We start from the raw sequence: 22,771 nt of genomic DNA, 5'->3' as shown, positions 1-22,771 counted from the left end.
CAAGACCTTGAACAAAGAACGCCAGAATTTCGTCCTGTTCGCGGTGATCGCGGCCCTGATCCTTTTCGCGTGGCCGCTGATCCAGGGCAAATTCTTCCCCGTGTCGAACCCGCCGGTGACGAAGATCGTCAACGGCAAGTCGGTGCCGGTGACCGCGAAGACCGCCGATCCAACCGCCGACGCGCCCGCCGCGATCCGCAGCCGCCAGGCGGTGCTGGGCGATTCCCCGCGCGTCCGCATCCAGACCCCGACGCTGCAGGGGTCGATCAACCTGAAGGGCGCGCGCATCGATGACCTCGTACTGGTCAAGTACAAGGAAACGATCGCCGCGAACTCGCCCCCGATCCGCCTGCTCTCGCCGAGCGGCGCGCCGGAGGCCTATTTCGCCGGCTTCAGCTGGCGCGACGACGGGCTGAAGCCGCCCGCGGGCGATGCCGTCTGGACCGCCTCGTCGCCGATCCTCGCGCCGGGCAAGCCGGTGACGCTCACCGCGACCAACGCCAGCGGCCAACGCTTCGCGATCGAACTGTCGGTCGACGATCAATATATGTTCACCGTCAAGCAGACGGTGCAGAACGCCGGCGCCGCGCCGGTGCCCGTCGCCCCCTATGGCTATGTCAACCGCGTCGGCGTGTCGAAGGACCCCGGCACGTGGCAAATCCACACCGGTCCGATGTCGGTCCACAACGGCGGCGCCGATTATGGCGTCAAGTTCAAGGACCTCGACAAGGCACCCGAAAAGTTCGCCACCACCGGCGGCTGGCTGGGCTTCACCGACAAATATTGGCTGACTGCGCTGATCCCCGATCAGCAGGCGCAGTTCGACGGCCAGTTCCGCGCCGGCGCCAACACTGCCTATCAGGCCGATTACGCCTTCGCGCCCAAGCTGTTGCCGCCGGGCCGCGCGATCACGCAGACGACGCGCTTCTTCGCGGGTGCCAAGGAAGTGAAGGCGCTCCAGCATTACGAAAACGACCAGGGTGTCACCAAGCTCGACAAGGCGATCGACTGGGGCTGGTTCGAAATCCTCGAAAAGCCGATCTTCACCTATCTCGACTGGCTGTTCCGCATGGTCGGCAACTTCGGCGTCGCGATCATCCTGCTGACGGTCACGATCCGTGGCCTGATGTTCCCGATCGCGCAGCGCCAGTTCGCCAGCATGGCCAAGATGCGCGCGCTCCAGCCCAAGATGAAGGCGCTGCAGGAACGCTACAAGGACGACAAGCCGCGCATGCAGCAGGAGGTCATGGGCCTCTACAAGACGGAAAAGGTCAATCCTGTCGCCGGTTGCGTGCCGACGCTGATCCAGATTCCGATCTTCTACGCGCTGTACAAGGTGCTGATGCTGACGATCGAAATGCGGCACCAGCCGTTCGTCGCCTGGATCAAGGATCTGTCCGCGCCCGATCCGCTGACCCCGGTCAACCTCTTCGGCTACCTGCACTTCACGCCCCCGCACCTGATCGCGATCGGCGTCGTGCCGATCATCCTCGGCATCTCGATGTACTTCCAGTTCAAGCTGAATCCGGCGCCGATGGACGACACGCAGAAGCAGGTGTTTGCGGTGATCCCCTGGGTGCTGATGTTCGTGATGGCCAGCTATCCGGTCGGCCTGCAGGTCTACTGGATCGCGTCCAACTTCCTCGCGATCCTGCAGCAGCGTATCCTCTACGCCCGCCACCCCGACCTCAAGATCGCGGCGGCCAAGTGAGCGATGACATCGTAGCGCCCGAGCATGAAGGCTTCACGCCCGACATGCTCGAGGCGGCGCGCAAGACCTTTGCGGGGCCGGTCGGCTTCCTGAAGTCGGCGCCCAGCCTCGAACATCTGCCCGCGCCCGTGGTGCCGGAGGTCGCGTTCGCCGGCCGTTCGAACGTCGGCAAGTCGTCGCTGCTCAACGCGCTCACCGGGCGCAACGGCCTGGCGCGCACGTCGAACACGCCGGGGCGGACGCAGGAGCTGAACTTCTTCGATGTCGGGTCGCCATTGGCCTTTCGGCTGGTCGACATGCCGGGCTACGGCTTCGCCAAGGCGCCCAAGGATGTCGTCAAGAAATGGCGCTTCCTCGTCAACGACTTCCTGCGCGGCCGCGACACGCTGAAGCGCGCCTTGGTGCTGATCGATTCGCGCCACGGCATCAAGGACGTCGACCGCGACATCCTCGAAATGCTCGACAAGGCCGCCGTCAGCTACCGCCTCGTCCTGACCAAGGCTGACAAGGTGAAGGCGACCGAACTCGCCGACGTCATGGACCGCACCGCCACCGAAGCCCGCAAGCGCCCGGCGGCGCACCCCGACATCCTCGCGACCTCTAGCGAAGGCGGCATGGGCATCCCCGAACTCCGCGCCGCGGTGATCGAAGCGATCGGGTAAGAGGCGACCGCCCTCCCCACCCACCCGTCACCCCGGACTCGTTCCGGGGTCCACCGGGCCGCAAGGGGACGGCAAGAAGCACAAGCCACTCCCCTCGCCGCAGAGTGGACCCGGGACCAAGTCCGGGGTGACGCGGTGAGTGAGGCCACCAACGCCCCCCAAGAATCCCGTCATCCCGGCCTCGAGCCGGGATGCCGCTTCTTCTGCGACGTCTAAAAGCGGGACCCCGGATCAAGTCCGGGGTGACGAAGGGAAGCAGACGGCGAGATCGTTCCCAACCTTGTTGGATCAAAACCCTCGCGAACCCCTGCACCCAAACCAAATCCCCCCCCTGTTCTACACCCCCGCGCCCACCCAACCCCACGGGCCGATGATCCCCCACCCCCTCCCCACCCCATCGCCACACAAACCGAAACGATCGCCCCCGATCGTTTCCGCCAAGCTGCCCATGTTGTCCATCTCCCACCCCCTCGCCCCGCTGGACCTCGCCCCACCCCGCGGCTAACCCAGCCCCATGAAGCTCATCATCGGCAACAAGGCCTATTCCAGCTGGTCGCTCCGTGGCTGGCTCGCCGCCAAGCAATCCGGCCTTCCCTTCGAAGAGGTCGTCGTGCCGCTGTACGACGCCGAATGGGATCGCCGCCGCGAAGGCGCCGAATTCGCGCCCTCGTCGGGCAAGGTGCCGATCCTGTGGGACGGCGACGCGGTGGTGTGGGACAGTCTCGCCATCGTCGACTATCTCGCCGACAAGGTCGGGCGCGACCGCTTCTGGCCCGCCGATGAGGCGGCACGCGCCATGGCCCGCTCGATGGCGGCGGAAATGCACGCGAGCTTCGTCGCATTGCGCCGCAAGCACCCGATGAACATCCGCCAGGTCTTCCCGGCCAAGCGCCCCGACGAGGACGTCATCGTCGATCTCAAGCGCATCGTGGAATTGTGGGCGCAGGCCCGCGCCCGCTTCGGCAGCGACGGCGCCTTCCTGTTCGGCGATTTCGGCGCGGCGGATATCATGTTCGCCCCCGTCTGCACGCGCATCATCTCCTACCAGCTCCCCATCGCGCGCTTCGCCGCTGCGTACATCGACGCGGTCGTCCAGCACCCCTGGATGCAGGACTGGATCGCTGCCGCGCAGGAGGAAGACTGGGTCATCGAACAGTTCGAGCAGCCCACCGCGTGAGGGCGCCCCTCGACGTCGTCGCGCTGACCCAGGCGCTGCTCCGCGCCGACAGCGTCACCCCCGCGCGCGGCGCGGTGTTCGACGTGCTGGAGGCGGCGCTCGCCCCGATCGGCTTCACGATCGACCGCGTCGTCACCGGCGACGCGCCCGACGGTCCGGTCGAAAACCTGATCGCGCTGCGGGAAGGCACGGGCGCGCATCTCGCCTTTGCCGGCCACGTCGACGTCGTGCCGCCCGGCGACGGGTGGCAGGGCTCCCCTTGGTCCGGCGATATCCGCGGGCCCCTGCTCTACGGCCGCGGCGCGGTCGATATGAAAGGCGCGGTCGCCGCCTTCGTCGCCGCGGCAGCGCGCGCGAGTGGCCCGACACTCAGCCTGCTGATCACCGGCGACGAGGAGGGCCCGGCGACCTACGGCACGCCCGTGCTGATCGAACGGCTGGCCGCGCTCGGCATCACGCCCGACCTCTGCCTCGTGGGTGAGCCCACCTCGGTCCGCCAGCTCGGCGACATGGTGAAGATCGGCCGCCGCGGGTCGGTCAACATCTGGATCGAGGTGCCGGGCCGGCAGGGCCACGTCGCCTACCCGCACCTCGCCGACAATCCCGCCGGCAAGCTTGCCCGCGCGCTCGCCGCGCTGGAGGATATGGCGCTCGACCAGGGCAATGCCTGGTTCCAGCCGTCGAACCTCGAGATCACCAACATCGCGATCGGCAATCCCGCACACAACGTCATCCCGGCGAAGGCCACCGCGCGCCTCAACATCCGCTTCAACGACGAACAACGCGGGGCCGACCTCATCGACCGCGTCCGCGCCGTCGTCCACACCCACGCCCCCGCCGCGATCGTCACCGGCAAGGCGTCGGGCGAGGCGTTCCTCACTCCGCCCGGGCCCTGGACCGCGATGGTCAGTGCCGCGATCGAGGCGCAGACGGGCCTCGTCCCCGAACTCTCCACCTCCGGCGGCACGTCCGACGCGCGCTTCCTGTCGAAACTCTGCCCGACGGTCGAATTCGGCCTGCTCAACGCGACGATGCACCAGGTCGACGAAGCCGTCGCCATCGCCGACCTCGAAACGCTCACCACCATCTACGCCGACATCATCACGCGCGCGGCATGACGCTACCGCTTGTCGCGGCGGCGATGATGATCGCGTCGGGCTCGCTCCACGCGGTCGTCAACGCCGTCATCAAGAGCGGCAAGAACAAGATGGCGGGCCGCGCGACGATCGACGGCACCGCCGCGCTGATCCTGCTGCCCGGCCTGCTGGTCGTGCCGCTGCCGCACGGCGCCTGGGGCTGGCTGGTCGCGAGCACCGCGATCCATGCGCTCTACCTGCTGGCTGTCGTGCGCACCTACGAACTGGCTGATTTCTCCGCCGCTTACCCCATCATGCGCGGCCTCGCCCCACCGCTGACCGCGATCGTCTCGGTCGCGCTGCTCCACGAACGGGCCAACGCTGCGCAGATCGCCGGCATCGCGATCGTCGCTGGCGGCATCCTGATCCTGTCGATCGGCCGCCATCTGTCGCGCCGGGCGCTGGGCTGGGCGGCGATCTGCGGCTGCTGCACCGCGGCCTATACCGTCGCCGACGCGCACGGCGTCCGCGCCGCGCCGACGGTGGCGAGCTTCATCGTCTGGGACTTCGTGCTGATGGGTCCGATGATCGTCGCCCAGTTCGCGGTGATGACACGCGGCGCGGTCTTTACCGACATGCGGCGACAATGGGGGCCCGGCGCGATCGCCGGCGCGCTGTCGATCGGCACCTATGGTCTTGCGCTCGCCGCCTTCGCCCGCGGCCCCACCGCCCCGCTCGCCGCGCTGCGCGAGACGGGCATGGGGACGGCGCTGTTGATCGGCGTGTTCTGGCTACGCGAACCCGTGACGGCGCACCGCGTCGCGGCGATCGGCGCGATCCTCTGCGGCGCGGCGCTGATCCTGCTGCGCTGACCCTACCGCCCGCGCCGCAGCACGATGTAGAGCGCGCCTTGCCCGCCGTGCCGCGGATGCGCCCCCCGCACCGCCGCGATGGCATCGGCATGGCGCGACGCGGCGAGCCAGTCGGCAATCGCCGCGCGGATCGCGCCGCGGGCGTGCGGGCGCTCGCTCTCGGGACGCGGCGGCTTGCCGGTCACGAGCAGCAGCACGCGGTCGCCGCGCGCGATGGCGCGGGCAAGGCCATCGTCGAGCAACGCATGCGCCGACGACAGGCTATGCCCGTGCAGGTCGATCGAGCTGTCGGGGATGACGATCCCGCGCGACAGCCTTTTGTCCCAGCCACCGTCCAGCGTGTTCTGCCGCGGCGGCGCGGGCGGGGCGACCATGCGCGCCACTGGTGCCGGCGCCGGACCGAGCGCGCGGGTCAGCGCCTTCGACGGTTTCGTCGCCTTGGTCGGTGCGACGGGGGTTGGGGCCGCCGGCCGCGCCGCTGCCACGACGCCGCGCAACGGCTTCACCGTCGCCATCACCCGCGCCCACAGGTCGGCTTCGTCAGGGTTGAGTTGGCGCACCGACCGTCGTTCCGAACGAGGTGCTCTGGAAACGCGCGAGCGTACCGCGGGGCAGCAGCAGGAACGCCGTGCCCCGCGCCGCCATGCCACCCGCGGTCGCCTCCGCCACCGGCCCTGCACCCCAATAGGTGTCGAACCGGTTGCTGCCCTTGATCGCACCCCCCGTGTCCTGCGCCACCCACAGGCCGCTCGCGTCCTGTCGATCCATCGACAGGAAGACGGGCGCGCCCAGCGGCACATATTTCACGTCCGCAGCCGCGCTGACCCCGCCGTTGACCACATAGCCCATCGCGCCCACCGGCGGCGTGTCGAGCTCGCGGAAGAAGACGAAGCTCTTATTCTCCTCCATGATCGCCCGGCCCTGCTCGGGGTGCGCGCGCAGCCAGGCGACGATGCCCTGCATCGACGTCTGGCCGGGCTGGAGAAGCCCGCGCGCCTTCATCAGCGCGCCGATCCCCGTATAGTCGCGGCCGTTCTGCGTATCGTAGCCGACCCGCATGACCTCACCGTTCGGCAGCCGCAGCCGACCCGACCCCTGGATCTGCAGGAAGAACACCGCCGCCTCGTCCGCGCCCCAGGCGAGCACCGGCGCCTTGCCCTGCAACGCCCCGCGATCGATCGCCGCGCGGTCGTAATAGGGCACCAGGGCACTGCCCTGCACCCGCCCGCGAACCTTCTTGCCCTTCAGCGCATCGCTGAACTGGCCGAGGTCGACATCGATCAAATCGTCGGGCCGGGCGTAGATCGGCACCTCATAACCGGCGCGCCGCTCCCGCGACGCCGCGATTTCGGGCTCGTAATATCCGGTGGCGAAGGCCCTGCCGTCGCCGACCTGCACCGCCTCGAAATAGGCGGCGAAGAACTGTCGTGCCCCGCCGCGCGGCACGGTCGCCGCCGCGGCACAGGCCGGCTGCCAATCGGTGCCGCGCGTCAGGCCGGAGGCATCGGTGCGGCGCATCAGGCCGGGGCAGCTGGTCAGGAACGCCTGACGGGCCGCCTCCGCCTGCGCCTCGGTGATCGGCAGCGTGTCGATCGCCGGTCCCGGCGTGACGCCTGCGGTCGCGGCCGTGGTGGCCGTCGGATCGACCGTCACCGGTGTCGCGAGCAACGGCGTCGACGGCTGGATGCGACCGTCGAAGCTGCGCCCGCTCGCAATGACGTTGGCCTGGCCTCCGCTACCGCCCCGACGCGGCGGCGTGACCGACGGTTGCAGTGGCCGCTTCGTCGTCGGCGGCGGGGCATAGCCGCCATCCACTGGCACGATGCGCCCGCCACACGCACTGAGGGCGAGAGCCAGCGTAACGCCGGCCAAGGCGCGATGCCCGTTCATACGAAAACCCCGATTGTCCGCCCGCCCTGCGCGGGGCAACGACCTATGGCTGTGCCGAAGCGGCGTGTCTGGGGCAAGGGTGATGCGGCTGTGCCGACGCCGTTCCGTCGCGCAGCCGGCACCGTGTGGCGTACGACGCTCACACCTCGTCGGTGTCGGCGAGCTTCCAATTGGGATCGCGGCTCTTCAGCGTCCGCGAGAAGGTCCACAGGTCGTGCGTCTCGACCGCATCGGTCAGCGACCCGGCGACCACCTGTCCCTCCGCATCGCGCGTCACCGCAGCGATATCCGCGTCGAAGCGCACCGTGATCCGGCCTTCACGGCCGTCGAGCGCCGCATCGGTGATGACCGCCCGTTCGATCGAGATCAGGCGGTTCTCCAGCGTCTCCCCTGCGTCACGGCGCGCCGCGATTGCCTCGCCAAAGGCATGCGCCACGTCGGGCTGGGCCAGTTCGGACAGGCTCGCTTCGTCGCCGGACCAGAATGCCTCCAGCGTCATGCGATACGCCGCCTGCGCGCCGCCCAGGAATTGCTGCACGTCGAAACCGGGCTCCGCGCCGATGATCGCGCGCAACCCCGCCTCGGCCTGCGGCTCGATGTTGCGGCCGACCGGCTCGCGCGTGTCTGCCGCGGCGTCCACCGGGCGGGCGACCACGGGCGCGGCCGCCGTCGCGCGATCGTCAGCGGCGCGAGGCAACGGCTGCTGTTCGTGGCCGGTGCGCTTGCCGAGCACGCTGTACAGGCGCAGCGCCAGAAACGCCGCCACCATTGCGAGAAGTACTACGTAGAACACCGTGCCTCCGATCTTGACCGATACATAGGCCGAAAGCCGTTACGTTTCAAACCACAGCATCGATCCGTCTCCGCGGCCTTTACCGCCGTTGAAACAGTCCACCGGCGCTGCTAGGCGCGGGCGCCATCGGCATCGAACGTGCGAGGGGCCGCTTCGGTCCCACGGCCTCGCTGCTTCTTCACCGCTTTTTCTCGCGAAGGATTGTCTCCATGGCCGACCAGGACAACGGCACCACGATCGACACGCAGCCGACCGGCAATGGCGAAGACACCGCACCCGCGGCGGGCCTGATCTCGCAATACGTCAAGGATCTTTCGTTCGAGAACCCGAACGCGCCGGCGATCTTCCAGAACCCGAACCCGCCCGCGATTGACGTGCAGTTCAACATCGGCACCGCGCAGGTCGGCGAGGAAGTCCATGAAGTCCTGCTCAAGATCGACGTGAAGGCAGAGGCCGAGGGCCAGACCGCGTTCATCGTCGACCTGACCTATGCCGGCCTGTTCGGCCTGCGCAACGTGCCGGCCGATGCGATCCAGCCGTTCCTGCTGGGCGAAGCACCGCGCCTGCTCTTCCCCTTCGCGCGCCGCGTCCTGGCCGATTGCGTGCGCGACGGCGGCTTCCCGCCGCTGCTGCTCGAGCCGATCGACTTCGGCCAGCTCTACCTCGCGCAGGCGGAGCAGAATGGCGCCTTCTCGGTCGGCGACGTCGGCCACGCCTGATTTCTGATCGACGGGGCCGGGCGCCATGAACCTTACCAAGGCGCTCGGCTCGGTCGGCGGGCTGACGCTGGCCAGCCGCGTGCTTGGGCTGCTCCGCGATTCGCTGTTCTTTCGCTTCGTGGGCGCAGGTTTCGCCTCGGACGCGTTCATGATCGCGTTCCGCTTGCCCAATTTGTTCCGCGCGCTCTTCGCCGAGGGCGCGTTTTCCGCCGCGTTCATCCCGATGTTCAACCGCAAGGTGGCCGAGGGTGACAAGGCTAAGGAAGGCAGCGGCCTGGCGCACGGCATCGCCTTTGCCGAGGATGCGCTGTCGATCCTGCTGCCGGTCCTGATCGTCATGACCGCGGTGATGGAAGTGGCGGCGTGGCCCGTCACCTACACGCTGTCGGGCGGGTTCAACGGCGTCGATCCGAAGCAATTCGATTTCGCCGTCCAGCTCGCGCGCCTCACCTTTCCCTATCTGCTGTTCATCAGCCTGGTGTCGCTGCTCGGTGGCATCCTCAACTCGCTGCACCGCTTCTGGGTGAATGCGGCGGCGCCGATCCTGCTCAACGCGACGCTGATCGCCGCGCTGCTGTTCTTCCATGACGATCTGCCGCTGATGACCGCGCGCAATCAGGCGATCGCGGTCACCGTCTCGGGAGCGCTACAATTGCTGTGGCTGTGGTATGCCTGCCGCCGGGCGGGCGTGACGCTGCGCCTGAAGCTGCCCCGCCTGGGCCCCGATGTGAAGCGTTTGATGGCGCTGATCGGTCCAGCCGCCGCCGGTGCGGGCGCGGTGCAGATCAACCTGGTTGTGTCGACCGCGCTTGCCGCGCGCCTGCTGCCGTCCGGCTCCGTCTCGTACATCTACGCCGCCGACCGGCTGAACCAATTGCCGCTCGGTCTCATCGGCATCGGCCTTGGCACCGTGTTGCTGCCGACCATCTCGCGTCTGCTCGGTCGCGGCGAGGATGCGGCGGCGATGACGACGCAGAACCGCGGCATGGAGCTTGCGCTGCTGCTCACCCTGCCCGCCACGGTCGCGCTGGTCGTCTGCGGCGCGCCGATCGCCGCGGCGCTGTTCCAGCATGGCAAGTTCGATGCGACCGATACGCATTTCACCGCGCAGGCGCTCGCCGCCTTTTCGATCGGCCTGCCATCCTACATCCTCGTGAAGGTGCTGACGCCCGGCTATTATGCGCGCTCCGACACCAAGACGCCGGTCCGCTACGCGACAATCTCGATGGGGGTGAACCTGGCGCTCAACCTCGCGCTGATCGTGCCGCTCCAGCATATGGGGCCGCCGCTCGCCACCGCGATCGCCAGCACGGTCAACGTCGCGCTCCTGTATCGCACGCTCGTCAAGCGCGGCCAGTTCGTCGTCGACGCGCAACTCAAGCGCCGCGCGCCGCGTCTGCTCGCCGCGGCCCTCGCGATGGGCGCGGTGATGTACTTCCTTAACGATCTGTTCCAGCCCTACAGCACCGGCGCCAGCCTGATCCGCTGGGCGGCGATGGCGGTGCTGGTCGGCACCGGCGCACTCGTCTATGCCGCCGCGGTGTTCGCGACCGGCGCCCTCAAGCCGCGCGACATCCGCCAGCTTCTCCGTTCCCAGTCCTAAGGTTCGTCCATGTCCGCTCAGCGCCCCCTCTCGAAAAGAGTGGTGTCCGGTATCAAGCCCACCGGCAACCTCCACCTCGGCAATTACCTCGGCGCGGTGAAGCAGTGGGTCGCGATGCAGGATGCGATCCAGGCGGAGGGCGGCGAGACGCTCTATTTCATCGCCGACCTGCACGGCCTGACCGAATTTATCGCGCCCGATCAGCTGCGCGCGAACACGATCGAAATGACCGCGACGATGATCGCCGCCGGCATCGATCCCGATCGCTCGATCCTGTTCAATCAGGCGCGCGTGCCCGCGCACAGCGAACTCAGCTGGCTGCTGAACAACGTCGCGCGCGTCGGCTGGCTCAACCGCATGACGCAGTTCAAGGACAAGGCCGGCAAGAACCGCGAAGGCGCCAGCGTCGGCCTGTACGATTATCCGGTGCTGATGGCCGCGGACGTGCTGCTCTATAACGCCACGCACGTGCCCGTCGGCGAGGACCAAAAGCAGCATCTGGAGCTGGCGCGCGACATCGCGACCAAGTTTAACACCGATTACGGCGTCGACCTGTTCACGCTGCCCGAACCCTTGGTCAGCGCCGCGGCACCGCGGATCATGAGCCTGCGCGATGCGTCGGCGAAGATGTCCAAGTCGAACCCGTCCGAACAGTCGGTCGTCAAGCTGATCGACAGCGACGAGACGATCGCCGACAAGTTCCGCAAGGCGAAGACCGACCCCGACCTGCTGCCCGCCACCGTCGAGGAACTGGCGGAGCGACCCGAAGCGCGCAACCTGCTGACGATCTTCGCCGCGCTCGCCGATCGCACGCCGCAGGACGTGCTCGGCGACTATGCGGGTAAGGGCTTCGGCGCGTTTAAGCCCGACCTCGCCGATCTCGCCGTCGCGAAGCTCGGGCCCATCCGCAACGAGATGGTCCGCCTGCTCGACGACCGCAGCGCGATCGACGCGATCCTCAACACGGGTGCGGAAAAGGCACGCGACCTCGCCGCGCCGGTGTTGCGGCAGGCGCAGGAAGCCATGGGCCTGATGCTTTGAGATCACCGCGCGCTAGCTGCGCGTCATTGCGAGCGCAGCGAAGCAATCCAGAGCCGAACCAAGACGCCCTGGATTGCTTCGCTGCGCTCGCAATGACGAACCAATCCTGTTTGCGCGGTCATTTCGATCCGCCGCAGAAGGCTGCGGCTTCAACCTACCTCGCGGTGCACGGCTGGATGATCCTCCGCTTCTGGAACGGCGATGTGCTGGATAACCTCGACGGCGTCTACGCCGCGATCCTTACGGCGGTAGCGCAAGCGGCCACCCACCCCCGGCCCCTCCCGTCCAGGGAGGGGAGAACCTACGCTTCCAGTTCCCGCATCAGCGTCCGCACCGCCGCATCGATATCGCGGTCCTGATCGCGCAATTCCTCGATCTTGCGCACCGCGTGGATGACGGTCGAATGGTCGCGCCCACCGAACTTGCGGCCGATCTCGGGCAGCGAGCGCGTCGTCAGGCGCTTGGCCAGATACATGGCGATCTGCCGCGGACGGGCGACGGCGCGGCTGCGGCGCGCCGACACCAGATCGAGCGGCTTCAGCTCGAAATGCTGGCTGACGAGCTTCTGAATCTCGTCGATCGTCACCCGCCGCTGCGCCCCGCGCAGCACGTCGCCCAGCGTCGTCAGCGCGAAATCCAGGTCGATACGGTCGCCGGTCAGCTGCGCATAAGCAATCACGCGGTTCAGCGCGCCTTCCAGCTCGCGGATGTTGGCGTGGATGCGCGCGGCCAGCAGGTCGAGCACCTCTGCGGGAACCTTTGCCTCGGGCAGGTCTGCGAGTTTCCTGTCCAGTATGGCACGGCGCAACGTGAGGTCGGGCGCCTTGATATCGGCGACGAGGCCGACCGACATGCGGCTGATGATCCGCGCCTCAACGCCGTCCAGCGCCTGCGGGCAGCGATCGGCGGAGATGACGAGGCGGCGCCCCGCCCCCATGATCTCGTTGATCGTGTGGAAGAATTCTTCCTGCGTCGAATCCTTGCCGGCAATGAACTGCAGGTCGTCGATCAGCAGCAGATCGGCGCTGCGCAGACGCTGCTTGAAGGCGTGTGTGTCGCGCGCGCGCAGCGCGCTGACGAAATCGAACATGAAGCGTTCGGCCGACATGCACAGCACCGTCGCGTCCGGATGCTGCGCCAGAAACGCATGGCCGATCGCGTGCATCAGGTGGGTCTTGCCCTGCCCCGTCCCCGAATGGAGGAACAGCGGGCTGAACCGCGGCACGCCCGGTTCGGCCAGCGCGCGCGCGGCATTGAACGCGACGCGATTCGCCGCATCGACGACGAAGCGATCGAAGGTGAAGCGCGGGTCGAGCGGCGGCCGTTCGGCACGCGGTGCATCGCTGGCCACGACGGCGGGGGCCGGCTGCATGAACGGCAGCACCGCGGCGGGCTGCGGCGCGGGGGTCGCAGGCGCCTCGGCAACCAGCTTCACCGCCGGGGCCGCCACACGCGTCTCGATCGACACGCTGCGCACGCCGGGCAACAGCGCACGGAATTCCAGCATCAGCCGGTCCGCATAATGGTTGCGGACCCAGTTGGTCATGAAGGCGGATGGCAGCGCGAGGCGGATCGCGTCGGGATCACCGTCCTCGATCAGCTCCATCGGCTTCAGCCACTGTTCGAACAACCGCGCACCGGCCGATTCGCGCAGGTTGCTGCGGACGCGCGCCCAGGCGCGTTGCGCCTCGCTCTCCGTCACCGCCGCTACCTGCCGATCGTTCAACGCACGCCCCTTCGTTACCGGAAGCGACGCGTGTCACCCCAGTGGCTGTAGTTCAGACAGACAGATCCCCCTTACGACCACCGGCCGTTCGGCATGCCCACGCTGTTCAAGTCCCCGCTGGCCCAGAACGGCGCCGCGGTGAAGGCGAGTTATGAAGCCTCCACCGAGTCGATCAAGCCCCCCGCAGGTCACATTCCTGAAATAAAGAGGATTGACAGCCCTCCGCCCGCGGAAATGCGTTCGGAAATCTTATAAGTCATTGATATTATGACATTAATGCACGCCGCCAGACCCGCGGGGGCGACGGACTCGAGGCACGAATCGCGGTGAGTCCTGCCTTTCACTTTTCGTTCCAAACCCATCCATTTTGGGCATCAAAAAAGCCCGCCGGGACGGTCCCGACGGGCTGATTTGCGGACGTGAAGGACGGCTCAGGCGAGCGCGGTCACGGCCTTGGTCAGACGCGCGAACTTGCGGCTCGCGGTGTTCTTGTGCAGCACGCCCTTGGCGACGCCACGGGCCAGCTCCGGCTGAACGGCCGACAGCGCCGTCGTCGCCGCAGCCTTGTCGCCCGAAGCAAGCGCCGACTCGACCTTCTTGACGAAGGTCCGGATGCGGCCGACGCGGTTGCCGTTGATTTCGGCGCGGCGTGCGTTGCGACGGATGCGCTTCTTGGCTTGCGGCGTATTCGCCATTCGGTACGTCCTTGCGAGTAATGTGGTCAGTGTAAAAGAGGCGCCGGGAACACCCTATGCCGTCTCGAAGGCAGCGCCCTTAGCGATTGCGGGAGGCGGGGTCAACCGTTTCGCCCCTCTTTCGTCATCCCGGCGCTCGGTCGTCATCCCCGCGAAGGGGGGGGGGATCCATAACCTCTAACGTCGGAGGGGAAACCGAAAGGGTAGCGTCTCTGGATTCCCGCCTGCGCGGGAATGACGAATGCAGGGCCCATGCGGAAAGCCAAGCCCTACCCCCTCTGACACTTGGGACAATAAAAGGTCGACCGCCCGCTATCCACCCGGCGCTGCACCGTCCCGCCGCATGCGCACGGTTCCCCCTCGCGGCCATAGACCAGAAATTGCTTGGAGAAATACCCCAGCTCGCCATCCGGCCGGGCATAGTCGCGCAGCGTCGATCCGCCGGCCTCGATCGCCGCGAGCAACACGTCGCGTACCGCCACCGCCAGCGCCTCGAGTCGCTTCGCTGAAATCTGCCCCGCCGGCCGCGTCGGCGAAATCCGGGCGACGTGCAGCGCTTCGCACACATAGATGTTGCCGAGGCCTGCCACGATCCGCTGGTCGAGCAGCATCGCCTTGATCGGCGCCGCGCGGCCCTGCAACGCATCGTGCAGATACGCGCCGGTAAATCCCTCCCCCAGCGGCTCCGGCCCCATCGCCGCAAAGGGCGGATACGCGTCGATCGCCGCCGTCTCCCACAGATCGAGGAAACCGAATCGCCGCGCGTCGTTGAGCGCCAGGCTGCGCCCCTCGCCCGTCTCGATCAGCAGATGGTCGTGCGCGAGTCGCTCGGCCGGGTCGACGCGCCAGCGCCCCGACATGCCGAGGTGGAAGATCAGGGTATCGCCGCGATCGGTGTCGATCAGCCCGTATTTGGCCCGCCGGCCCAGCGCCGTCACCATCGCGCCCGTCAGCCGCTGGCGCAGGTCGACGGGGATCGCCTTGCGCAGATCGGCACGGCGCGGCTCGACATGGGTCAGGCGCTGGCCGGCGAGCACGGGGGTCAGCCCGCGAACGGTGGTTTCGACTTCGGGAAGCTCTGGCACGCCGCCAAAGCTAGGTAGCGTTTGCTCCCGCCACAAGCCACGGCTAGGGCGGGTGCCATGACCGATACCGCCCCCACCGGAACCGTCTCCTTCGGCTACGAAGATGTCGCGCCGGACGAAAAAACCGCTCGCGTCGGCGGCGTCTTTTCCAGCGTCGCCAAGAACTACGACCTGATGAACGACGCCATGTCGGGGGGCATGCACCGGCTGTGGAAGGACCGCTTCGTCCGCCGGCTGCAACCGCGCGAGGGCGAGCAGGTGCTCGACATGGCAGGCGGCACCGGCGACATCGCGTTCCGCATTGCGGAATCGGGCGCGTCGGTGACGGTCGCGGACATCAACCCCGACATGCTCGCGGTCGGCATGGAACGCGCGGCCAAGCGCGGGCTCGACAGCCTCGTGTGGACCGAGGCGAATGCCGAGACGCTGACCTTCCCCGACACATTCTTCGACGCCTACACCATCGCCTTCGGTATCCGGAACGTCACCGATATCCCCAAGGCGTTGCGCGAGGCGCATCGCGTGCTGCGCCGCGGCGGCCGCTTCTTCTGCCTCGAATTCTCGACCACGACCTGGCCGGGGTTCAAGGAAGTATACGACGGCTATTCGCACAAACTGGTGCCCAAGCTCGGCCAGCTGCTGGCGCAGGATGCCGACAGCTATCGCTATCTGATCGAATCGATACGCCGCTTCCCCGACATGCCGACGTTCAAGGGCATGATCGCCGACGCGGGCTTCGTCCGGACGAAGGTGGAGCCGATCATGGGCGGCCTCGTCGCGATCCATTCGGGCTGGAAGATCTGATGGCGCACCGGCCATGCTCCTCCCGGGCGGGAGGGGCGCTCGCGTGACGACCTCCGTCGTCCATATCTGGCGACTGCTGAAGTGGGGCCGCATCCTGGCGCGCCACGGCGCGCTGCGCGGGATCGAGCAGGACCGCAACACGCCTGCCCCCGTCCGCCGCCTCGCCCGCGTCGCGCGCTTCGGCGCGCGCGTGCCGGCCACGCCGCGCTACGCCGATGCCTTCCAGGCGATCGGCCCCGCCGCGATCAAGCTCGGCCAGACACTCGCGACCCGGCCGGACCTCGTCGGCGACGTCGCGGCCAACGACCTGCTGCGCCTGCAGGATCAGCTGCCCCCCGTCCCCTTCGAGACGATCTGCGCCGCGATGGAGGCCAGTCTCGGCCGTCCGCCGAGCGCCGTCTTCGCCCAGATCGACGAAACCCCCGTCGGCGCCGCGTCGATCGCACAGGTCCATCGCGCGATCACCACCGATGGCCGGCAGGTCGCGGTGAAGGTGCTGCGACCGGGCGTCGAGGCCGATTTCACCCGCGCCATCGACACCTATCAATGGGCCGCCGCACAGCTCGAAGGGCTCGGCGGCGAGGCCAAGCGCCTGCGCCCCCGCCTGACGGTCGAGAATTTCCGCCGCTGGACGCTGCGCGAACTCAACTTCCAGCGCGAAGCCGCCTCCGCCTCCGAACTCGCCGAGGCGATGACCGCGGAACCGGACTTCGTCGTCCCCGCAATCGACTGGCAGCGCTCGTCCACGCGCGTGCTGACGATGGAATGGATCGACGGCATCAAGCTGTCGAACCGTCAGGCGCTGATCGACGCCGGCTATGACGTGAAGAAGCTCGCCAACACCTTGGTGCAGGCGTTCCTGCGCCAGGCGATCGCCGAGGGTTTCTTCCACGCCGACATGCATCAGGGCAATCTGTTCGCCCTGCCCGGCGACAAGATCGCCGCGATCGATTTCGGCATCATGGGCCGGATCGACCGGCGCGCCCGCGTGTGGCTGGCGGAGATTCTCTACGGCCTGATCACCGGCAATTACAAACGCGTCGCCGAAATCCATTTCGAGGCCGGCTATGTCCCCGCGCACCACAATGTCGCCGAGTTCGCGACCGCGCTGCGCGCCGTGGGCGAACCGATGCGCGGCCTGCCGGTGAAGGACATGTCGATCGGCATGATGCTCGACGGCCTGTTCAGCATCACCCGCGATTTCGACATGGTGACGCAGCCGCACCTGCTTCTGCTTCAGAAGACGATGGTGATGGTGGAGGGCGTGGCGACCAGCCTCGACCCCGATATCAATCTGTGGGAATCGGCCGCGCCGTTCGTGCGCGAATGGATCCGCACCGAATTGGGCCCCGAAGCCGCGATCGCGGATCGCCTGATCCAGGACGTGCGTACCATCGCCGGCCTGCCAGAACTGATCCGCCGCATCGAGGCGCGCTACCCTGCCCCCGGCGGCGAGCCCCCCGCCCCCCCGCTGCGCGAGATCGAGGTCGTGCGCATCGGCGGCGGCTGGCGCTATGCCGCGGTCGCCGTGCTGACCGCCTGCGCCAGCGTGGCGGCGACGTGGCTGGTGCTGCACTGACGCCGATGCTGCGCCGGCCGCTCGTCCCGCGCTGGATCGCGCGCCCGTCGCGCTTTGCCGGGCTGAACGTGCGCGATTCCTGGTTGGTGGTAGTGGCGCTCGTCGGGCTGCTTCTCGCGACGTTGCTGGTGTTCGCGACGCCGGTCCCGGCTGCGGCGGCCGATGGCGCGCGGGCCACCGACGGCCAGACCGACATCGCCTTGTACGACGGCATCGTCGAGGCGGTGCGCCACGGTGCGTCCTATTATCCGGCCGCGATCGATGCGATGCGCGCGGGCGACTATCCGCTGCGGCCCTTCGTCACTGTGCGACTGCCGACGCTCGCCGCCGTGGAGGCCGCCCTGCCCGGACCTCTTGTACTGGTGCTGCTCGATCTGCTGGCGGCGACCGTCGTCGTCGCCTGGTGGGTGCGGCTGCGCGGCGTGTTCACACGCCTGCCGCCGCGGATCGTCGCGATGATGCTGCTCGCTGGGGGGCTCATCCCCTTCGTCCAGCCGAGCCTGTCCGCCTTCCATGAAATCTGGGCCGGCCTGCTCCTGGCGCTGTCGCTCGCGCTCTACCGCAGCCGCGATCCGCTGCCCGCCATCGCCATCGGGCTTGCCGCCGCGGTGATCCGCGAGACGGCGGGGCTGTACCTCATCGTCATGCTAGCGATGGCGCTAGTCGAGGGACGCGGGCGTGAGGCGATCGGCTGGGCCATCGCCTGCGTGCTGCTCGCCGCGGTCCTGGCCCTCCATGCGCATGCCGTCGCCGCCTTCATCCGCCCGCTCGATCCCGTGTCGCAGGGATGGTCGGGACAACTCGGCTTCGGCTTCTTCGTGCGGACGATGACGCTGTCGACGGGGCTGGCGCTGTTGCCGATGTGGCTGGCGGCCCCCCTCGTCGGCCTGTCGCTGTTCGGCTGGGCGGCGTGGCATACGGGGCTGGGCCTGCGGATCGTCGTCCTGCTCAGCGGCTATGCGCTGGTGCTGAGCGTCTTCGGCCGGCTCGACACCTTCTATTGGGGCCTGCTGATCGCGCCACTACTGCTCGTCGGCCTCGTCTTCGTGCCGGATGCGCTGCGGGACCTGTCGAGCGCGGTGTTCGACCGGCGACGGATCACGGTGAAAAGGATCGTGCGATGAAACGTGTCCTGCTGATCGTCGGCGGCGGCATCGCCGCGTACAAGGCGTGCGAGCTGATCCGCCTGCTCAGGAAGCGTGGCTATGCGGTGCGCTGCGTGATGACCGAGGGCGCGAGCCATTTCGTTACGCCGATGACGCTGGCGGCGCTTAGCGAGGATCAGGTCTACACCAGCCTGTGGGACCTGAAGGACGAGGCGGAGATGGGCCATATCCAGCTCAGCCGTCAGGCCGACCTGATCGTCGTGGCCCCCGCCACCGCCGACCTGATCGCGCGCATGGCGGCCGGGATCGCCGACGATCTTGCAACCACGCTCCTGCTCGCGACCGACACGCCCGTTCTCACCGCTCCAGCGATGAACGTGAGGATGTGGCAGCATCCCGCCACGTCGCGCAACGTCGCGCAGTTACGCCGCGACGGCATCACGGTGCTTGAACCCGACGAAGGCACGATGGCCTGCGGCGAATATGGCCCCGGTCGCCTGCCCGAACCCGAAGCGATCGCCGCCGCCATCGACCGCGCGCTCGCCCCGGCCGACACGCGCCTTTCCGGGCGCCATATCCTCGTCACCGCGGGACCGACGCATGAGGCGATCGATCCGGTGCGCTACATCGCCAACCGTTCGTCCGGGAAGCAAGGCTTCGCCATCGCCGGCGCGCTTGCGGCACTGGGAGCCGAAGTGACGCTGGTGGCGGGCCCCGTTGAGCTCGCCACGCCGGAGGGCGTCCGCCGCGTCGACGTGGTGTCGGCACAGGATATGGCGGACGCGGTGCAGGCCGCCCTCCCCACGGATGCGGCCGTCATGGTCGCCGCGGTCGCCGACTGGCGGGTCGAGGCCGCGCCGCAAAAGGTCAAGAAGGGCAAGGCCCCGCCTGCGCTCACCCTGACCGAGAACGTCGATATCCTCGCCACGGTGGCGCAAGGGCCGAACCGCCCCCGTCTCGTCGTCGGCTTCGCGGCAGAGACCGAACAGGTGATCGACCACGCCCGCGCCAAGCGCGATCGCAAGGGGGCCGACTGGATCGTCGCCAACGACGTGTCGGGCGACGTGTTCGGCGGCGACGCCAATACCGTGCATCTGGTGACGGCCCAGGGCGTCGAATCATGGGAACGGATGGGCAAGGACGCGGTCGCACTCCGGATCGCAGACCGCATCGCCGATGCGCTTATGTGTTCTTGATACGTTCCGATTCGTTGATAGCCTCTCCCCTGACACAAGGGGAGACAAAACATGAATCCGTACGTGACGCTGGGCGCTGCCGATACCGATGTGGCGCATGCTTTCTACGATGCCGTGTTGGCGACGATCGGCTGGTCGGCGCATGCCAGCTTTCCCGATTGGCGCGGCTATTCCGCGGGCGTCAGCGGCGACGGCCTGACGCTGTGGATCTGCAAGCCGTTCGACGGAGCGCCGGCAACCGCGGGCAACGGCACGATGATGGCGTTCGGCGCACGGACGCGCGACGAGGTCGACGCCTTTCACGCAGCGGCGATGGCGCACGGCGCGCAGGATGAGGGCGCACCCGGCCATCGCGATCATTACTGTCCCCATTGGTATGCGGCCTATCTGCGCGATCCGACGGGCAACAAGCTGGCCATCGTCCATAACGGCTGATCGTACCACATTCGACAAGCCCCGCGCCGGGGCGCTAAGAGCGATGCCATGACCGCCATGACCATCCGCATCCAGCGCCTGCCCCATGGCGAAGGCCTGCCCCTGCCCGCTTATGCCACCGATGGCGCCGCGGGCATGGACGTCGTCGCGGCCGAGGCATTGACCCTGGCGCCTGGCGCGCGGGCGGCGGTCGCAACCGGCTTCGCCTTCGCCATTCCCGATGGCTTCGAGGTCCAGGTGCGTCCGCGCTCGGGGCTTGCCCTGAAACACGGCATCACCTGCCTCAACACGCCGGGGACGATCGACAGCGATTATCGCGGCGAGGTGAAGGTGATCCTGATCAATCTGGGCGACGCGCCGTTCCCGATCGCACGCGGCGACCGGATCGCTCAGATCGTGCCCGCCCCCGTCCAGCGCGCGGCACTGGAAAGTGTTGAAATTTTGGAGGATACTGCGCGGGGTAGCGGAGGATTCGGGTCCACCGGACGATGATGATCGCATGGTTCCTTGCAGCGCAGCTTGCCGTGGCATCGCCCGCACCGATGCCGCCGCAGGATTGGAGCACCTTGCGACCGCTGCCCTTCGCCCGGGCTGTCGATGATGGCATGACCCTGTCCGCGTTCGTGCGGAGCGAGGTGCAGGCCGGCCGATGCACCGCCGCGATCCAGACGGCCGCCGGCTGGACGCTCAAGGTCGATCTCGCGGTCTTGTTCTCCGCGGCGTCCCAGCCGCGACGCATCGTCCCCCGCGCCATCGGTTGCCCATCGGTCGAGCAATATTCTGCCGGCCTCGTGTCGAGCATGATGCGCAGCGGCACGCCTGTCGGCACGGTCGATCCCGGCAACTGGTATCGCACCAGCCTGACCTTTTCATGGCCGCAATGACGCGCCGGTCGAGCCGCTGCGCGTGATCCTGTCGGACGCCGAACTCACCCGCTACGCCCGCCACATCATCCTGAAGGACGTGGGGGGCGCGGGTCAGCAGCGCTGGAAACAGGCGCACGTGCTGGTGATCGGCGCGGGAGGGATCGGCTCGCCCGCGATCCAATATCTCGCCGCCGCCGGGATCGGCACGCTCACGATCGTCGACGACGATTCGGTCGATCTGTCCAACCTGCAACGCCAGACGATCTACACGACCGGAGACATCGGGCATCGGAAAGCCGAGACCGCCGTCGCCGCCGCCCGGCGGCTCAACCCGCATGTCGAGGCGCATGCGGTGTGCCAGCGGATCGATGCCACCTCGATCGCCCCCCTGCTCGCGGATGCACATGTCGTTCTGGACGGCTGCGACAATTTCGCGACGCGGCTGGCCGTGGCGGACGCCGCTTATGCCGCACGCGTGCCGCTGGTGTCGGCGGCAATCGGCCAGTTCGACGGACAGCTCGGCGTGTTCCGGGGTTGGGAAGCGGACAAGCCCTGTTATCGCTGTTTCGTCGGCGACGATCCCGAACGCACGGGCGTCAGTTGTTCCGAGGACGGCGTGTTGGGGCCGATGGCCGGCATGATCGGCAGCTTGGCGGCGCTTGAGGTGCTGCGCGCGCTACACCCCTTTGGCGCGGACGCGGCCGGCAAGCTCCTGCTCGCCGACACGCTCGACCTGCGCTTCCGCACCCTGCTGCTGCCCAAGGACCCCGGCTGCCGCACCTGCGGCGGCTGACGGATCAGCCGAGCAGCGTCTGCGCGAAACTGCGCACCGCCGGGCCGATGTCCGGCCGCGCCAGCGCGAGCGCCAGGTTCGCCTGGATGTAGCCCGCCTTGTCGCCGCAATCGTAGCGTGCGCCATCGAAGGTGAAGCCGTGGAACGGCTGCTGGCCGATCAGCTGCGCCATGGCGTCGGTCAGCTGGATCTCGCCCCCCGCACCCTTTTCCTGGCGCTCCAGGATGCGCATCACTTCGGGCTGCAGGATGTAGCGCCCGGGGATCATCAGGTTCGACGGCGCGGTGCCCTTCTCCGGTTTTTCGACCAGCGCCGTGACCTCGGTCAGCCGCCCGTCGACCTTGCCCGGTGAGATGATGCCATATTTGTCCGTCTCGCTGTCGGCGACTTCCAATGCACCGACGATATTGCCGCCGACCTTGTCATAGGCCGCGACCATCTGTGCGACGAAGCCCGGCGTACCGACCATCAATTCGTCGGGCAGCAAAACCGCGAACGGCTCGTTGCCGACGATCTCGCGCGCGCACCAGACGGCGTGACCGAGGCCCAGCGGCTCCTGCTGGCGGATATAGACCGGGCTGCCCGGTTTCATGCGCGTGCCATCGACGATCTCGAGGCTCTTGCCCCGCGCACGCATCGTATCTTCCAGTTCGTAGGCGATGTCGAAATGATCTTCGAGCGCGTGCTTGCCGCGGCCGGTGACGAAGATGATCTGCTCGATTCCCGCCTCGAGCGCCTCGTCCACGGCATATTGGATCAGTGGCTTGTCGACGACCGTCAGCATCTCCTTCGGCATCGCCTTGGTCGCCGGCAGGAACCGGGTGCCGAGGCCTGCGACCGGGAAAATCGCCTTGCGTACGCGCTTGATCGTCATCAGTGCCCCTAAATTCGGCATGACGCCGCAGAAAAGCGGCGCCAACGTTTACTCGCTTATTAACGGGC

Annotated in this window: 25 protein-coding genes; 18 read left to right on the top strand and 7 right to left on the bottom strand. The window is 67.8% G+C overall.

Features of this window, described 5'->3' with window-relative positions:
• Positions 1 to 7: 7 nt before the first annotated feature.
• From yidC to GGR47_RS05675, 5 genes are all read left to right on the top strand, one after another.
• Positions 8 to 1,711 (top strand): membrane protein insertase YidC, encoded by a 1,704-nt coding sequence (gene yidC, locus GGR47_RS05695; RefSeq protein ID WP_147037023.1) that lies wholly within the window; start codon positions 8 to 10, stop codon positions 1,709 to 1,711.
• Between the two features lie 44 nt (positions 1,712 to 1,755).
• Positions 1,756 to 2,373, top strand: coding sequence for a ribosome biogenesis GTP-binding protein YihA/YsxC (gene yihA / locus GGR47_RS05690; RefSeq protein WP_147037027.1), 618 nt, complete (start codon positions 1,756 to 1,758; stop codon positions 2,371 to 2,373).
• Between the two features lie 514 nt (positions 2,374 to 2,887).
• Positions 2,888 to 3,550: a glutathione S-transferase family protein gene (locus GGR47_RS05685; protein ID WP_147037022.1), complete on the top strand. Its 663-nt coding sequence runs from the start codon at positions 2,888 to 2,890 to the stop codon at positions 3,548 to 3,550.
• Positions 3,547 to 4,668, top strand: a complete 1,122-nt coding sequence (gene dapE / locus GGR47_RS05680; protein WP_147037021.1) for a succinyl-diaminopimelate desuccinylase — start codon at positions 3,547 to 3,549, stop codon at positions 4,666 to 4,668. The genes GGR47_RS05685 and dapE overlap by 4 nt, the downstream gene beginning before the upstream one ends.
• Complete coding sequence (locus GGR47_RS05675; RefSeq protein WP_147037020.1) at positions 4,665 to 5,498, top strand: DMT family transporter; 834 nt, start codon at positions 4,665 to 4,667, stop codon at positions 5,496 to 5,498. Before dapE ends, GGR47_RS05675 begins: the two co-directional genes overlap by 4 nt.
• A gap of 2 nt (positions 5,499 to 5,500) precedes the next feature.
• Here the strand turns inward: GGR47_RS05675 and GGR47_RS05670 are convergent, their stop codons facing one another.
• The 3 genes from GGR47_RS05670 to GGR47_RS05660 form a co-directional block, all read right to left on the bottom strand.
• Positions 5,501 to 6,013 carry a Smr/MutS family protein gene (locus GGR47_RS05670; protein ID WP_183949468.1) on the bottom strand — a complete coding sequence of 171 codons (513 nt, stop codon included), beginning with the start codon at positions 6,011 to 6,013 and terminating at the stop codon, positions 5,501 to 5,503.
• A gap of 25 nt (positions 6,014 to 6,038) precedes the next feature.
• Positions 6,039 to 7,388: a murein transglycosylase A gene (gene mltA / locus GGR47_RS05665; protein ID WP_221204589.1), complete on the bottom strand. Its 1,350-nt coding sequence runs from the start codon at positions 7,386 to 7,388 to the stop codon at positions 6,039 to 6,041.
• Between the two features lie 139 nt (positions 7,389 to 7,527).
• Complete coding sequence (locus GGR47_RS05660) at positions 7,528 to 8,181, bottom strand: Tim44/TimA family putative adaptor protein (RefSeq protein ID WP_147035964.1); 654 nt, start codon at positions 8,179 to 8,181, stop codon at positions 7,528 to 7,530.
• Positions 8,182 to 8,390: 209 nt separating this feature from the next.
• Here GGR47_RS05660 and secB point away from each other — a divergent pair, with 209 nt between their 5' ends.
• From secB to GGR47_RS05640, 4 genes are all read left to right on the top strand, one after another.
• A complete protein-coding gene (gene secB / locus GGR47_RS05655) occupies positions 8,391 to 8,900 on the top strand; it encodes a protein-export chaperone SecB (protein ID WP_043059051.1) in 510 nt (169 codons plus the stop codon).
• Positions 8,901 to 8,925: 25 nt separating this feature from the next.
• Positions 8,926 to 10,503, top strand: a complete 1,578-nt coding sequence (gene murJ, locus GGR47_RS05650) for a murein biosynthesis integral membrane protein MurJ (RefSeq protein ID WP_147035965.1) — start codon at positions 8,926 to 8,928, stop codon at positions 10,501 to 10,503.
• A gap of 9 nt (positions 10,504 to 10,512) precedes the next feature.
• On the top strand, positions 10,513 to 11,544 hold the full coding sequence (gene trpS / locus GGR47_RS05645; protein WP_147035966.1) for a tryptophan--tRNA ligase: 1,032 nt from the start codon (positions 10,513 to 10,515) through the stop codon (positions 11,542 to 11,544).
• Between the two features lie 92 nt (positions 11,545 to 11,636).
• Positions 11,637 to 11,903, top strand: a complete 267-nt coding sequence (locus GGR47_RS05640; protein ID WP_147035967.1) for a DUF559 domain-containing protein — start codon at positions 11,637 to 11,639, stop codon at positions 11,901 to 11,903.
• On the opposite strand, the gene dnaA is transcribed toward GGR47_RS05640, so the two are convergent.
• On the bottom strand, positions 11,846 to 13,270 hold the full coding sequence (dnaA, locus tag GGR47_RS05635; RefSeq protein ID WP_147035968.1) for a chromosomal replication initiator protein DnaA: 1,425 nt from the start codon (positions 13,268 to 13,270) through the stop codon (positions 11,846 to 11,848). The genes GGR47_RS05640 and dnaA overlap by 58 nt on opposite strands.
• Positions 13,271 to 13,363: 93 nt before the next feature.
• On the opposite strand from dnaA, the gene GGR47_RS05630 reads away from it, so the two are divergent.
• On the top strand, positions 13,364 to 13,525 hold the full coding sequence (locus GGR47_RS05630) for a hypothetical protein (protein WP_165800844.1): 162 nt from the start codon (positions 13,364 to 13,366) through the stop codon (positions 13,523 to 13,525).
• 176 nt (positions 13,526 to 13,701) lie between these two features.
• Here the strand turns inward: GGR47_RS05630 and rpsT are convergent, their stop codons facing one another.
• Entirely contained in the window at positions 13,702 to 13,965 is a 264-nt protein-coding gene (gene rpsT / locus GGR47_RS05625; protein WP_017978392.1) for a 30S ribosomal protein S20, read from the bottom strand.
• A 269-nt stretch (positions 13,966 to 14,234) separates the two neighbouring features.
• Positions 14,235 to 15,050 (bottom strand): bifunctional DNA-formamidopyrimidine glycosylase/DNA-(apurinic or apyrimidinic site) lyase, encoded by an 816-nt coding sequence (mutM, locus tag GGR47_RS05620; RefSeq protein WP_147035969.1) that lies wholly within the window; start codon positions 15,048 to 15,050, stop codon positions 14,235 to 14,237.
• A 57-nt stretch (positions 15,051 to 15,107) separates the two neighbouring features.
• On the opposite strand from mutM, the gene GGR47_RS05615 reads away from it, so the two are divergent.
• Genes GGR47_RS05615 through GGR47_RS05580 form a run of 8 tightly spaced genes read left to right on the top strand, consistent with a single transcriptional unit; the run spans position 15,108 to position 21,829 of the window.
• Entirely contained in the window at positions 15,108 to 15,854 is a 747-nt protein-coding gene (locus GGR47_RS05615) for a class I SAM-dependent methyltransferase (protein WP_147035970.1), read from the top strand.
• A gap of 43 nt (positions 15,855 to 15,897) precedes the next feature.
• Entirely contained in the window at positions 15,898 to 17,433 is a 1,536-nt protein-coding gene (gene ubiB / locus GGR47_RS05610; protein WP_147035971.1) for a 2-polyprenylphenol 6-hydroxylase, read from the top strand.
• A complete protein-coding gene (locus tag GGR47_RS05605; protein WP_307724546.1) occupies positions 17,415 to 18,557 on the top strand; it encodes a hypothetical protein in 1,143 nt (380 codons plus the stop codon). The genes ubiB and GGR47_RS05605 overlap by 19 nt, the downstream gene beginning before the upstream one ends.
• Positions 18,554 to 19,735: a bifunctional phosphopantothenoylcysteine decarboxylase/phosphopantothenate--cysteine ligase CoaBC gene (gene coaBC, locus GGR47_RS05600; protein WP_147035972.1), complete on the top strand. Its 1,182-nt coding sequence runs from the start codon at positions 18,554 to 18,556 to the stop codon at positions 19,733 to 19,735. Before GGR47_RS05605 ends, coaBC begins: the two co-directional genes overlap by 4 nt.
• A gap of 51 nt (positions 19,736 to 19,786) precedes the next feature.
• Entirely contained in the window at positions 19,787 to 20,170 is a 384-nt protein-coding gene (locus tag GGR47_RS05595; RefSeq protein WP_147035973.1) for a VOC family protein, read from the top strand.
• A 48-nt stretch (positions 20,171 to 20,218) separates the two neighbouring features.
• Complete coding sequence (dut, locus tag GGR47_RS05590) at positions 20,219 to 20,662, top strand: dUTP diphosphatase (protein WP_147035974.1); 444 nt, start codon at positions 20,219 to 20,221, stop codon at positions 20,660 to 20,662.
• Entirely contained in the window at positions 20,659 to 21,054 is a 396-nt protein-coding gene (locus tag GGR47_RS05585; protein ID WP_017978384.1) for a hypothetical protein, read from the top strand. Before dut ends, GGR47_RS05585 begins: the two co-directional genes overlap by 4 nt.
• Positions 21,055 to 21,076: 22 nt before the next feature.
• Positions 21,077 to 21,829 (top strand): HesA/MoeB/ThiF family protein, encoded by a 753-nt coding sequence (locus GGR47_RS05580; RefSeq protein WP_147035975.1) that lies wholly within the window; start codon positions 21,077 to 21,079, stop codon positions 21,827 to 21,829.
• 4 nt (positions 21,830 to 21,833) lie between these two features.
• Here GGR47_RS05580 and galU read toward each other — a convergent pair whose 3' ends face one another.
• Positions 21,834 to 22,703, bottom strand: coding sequence for a UTP--glucose-1-phosphate uridylyltransferase GalU (galU, locus tag GGR47_RS05575; RefSeq protein ID WP_147035976.1), 870 nt, complete (start codon positions 22,701 to 22,703; stop codon positions 21,834 to 21,836).
• Positions 22,704 to 22,771 lie beyond the last annotated feature (68 nt).

Origin of the sequence: Sphingomonas aquatilis (assembly GCF_014196115.1) — a bacterium.
Lineage (GTDB): Bacteria > Pseudomonadota > Alphaproteobacteria > Sphingomonadales > Sphingomonadaceae > Sphingomonas > Sphingomonas aquatilis.
The sequence above is the reverse complement of the archived record's forward strand: the minus strand, read 5'-3'. Positions and strand labels throughout refer to the sequence as shown.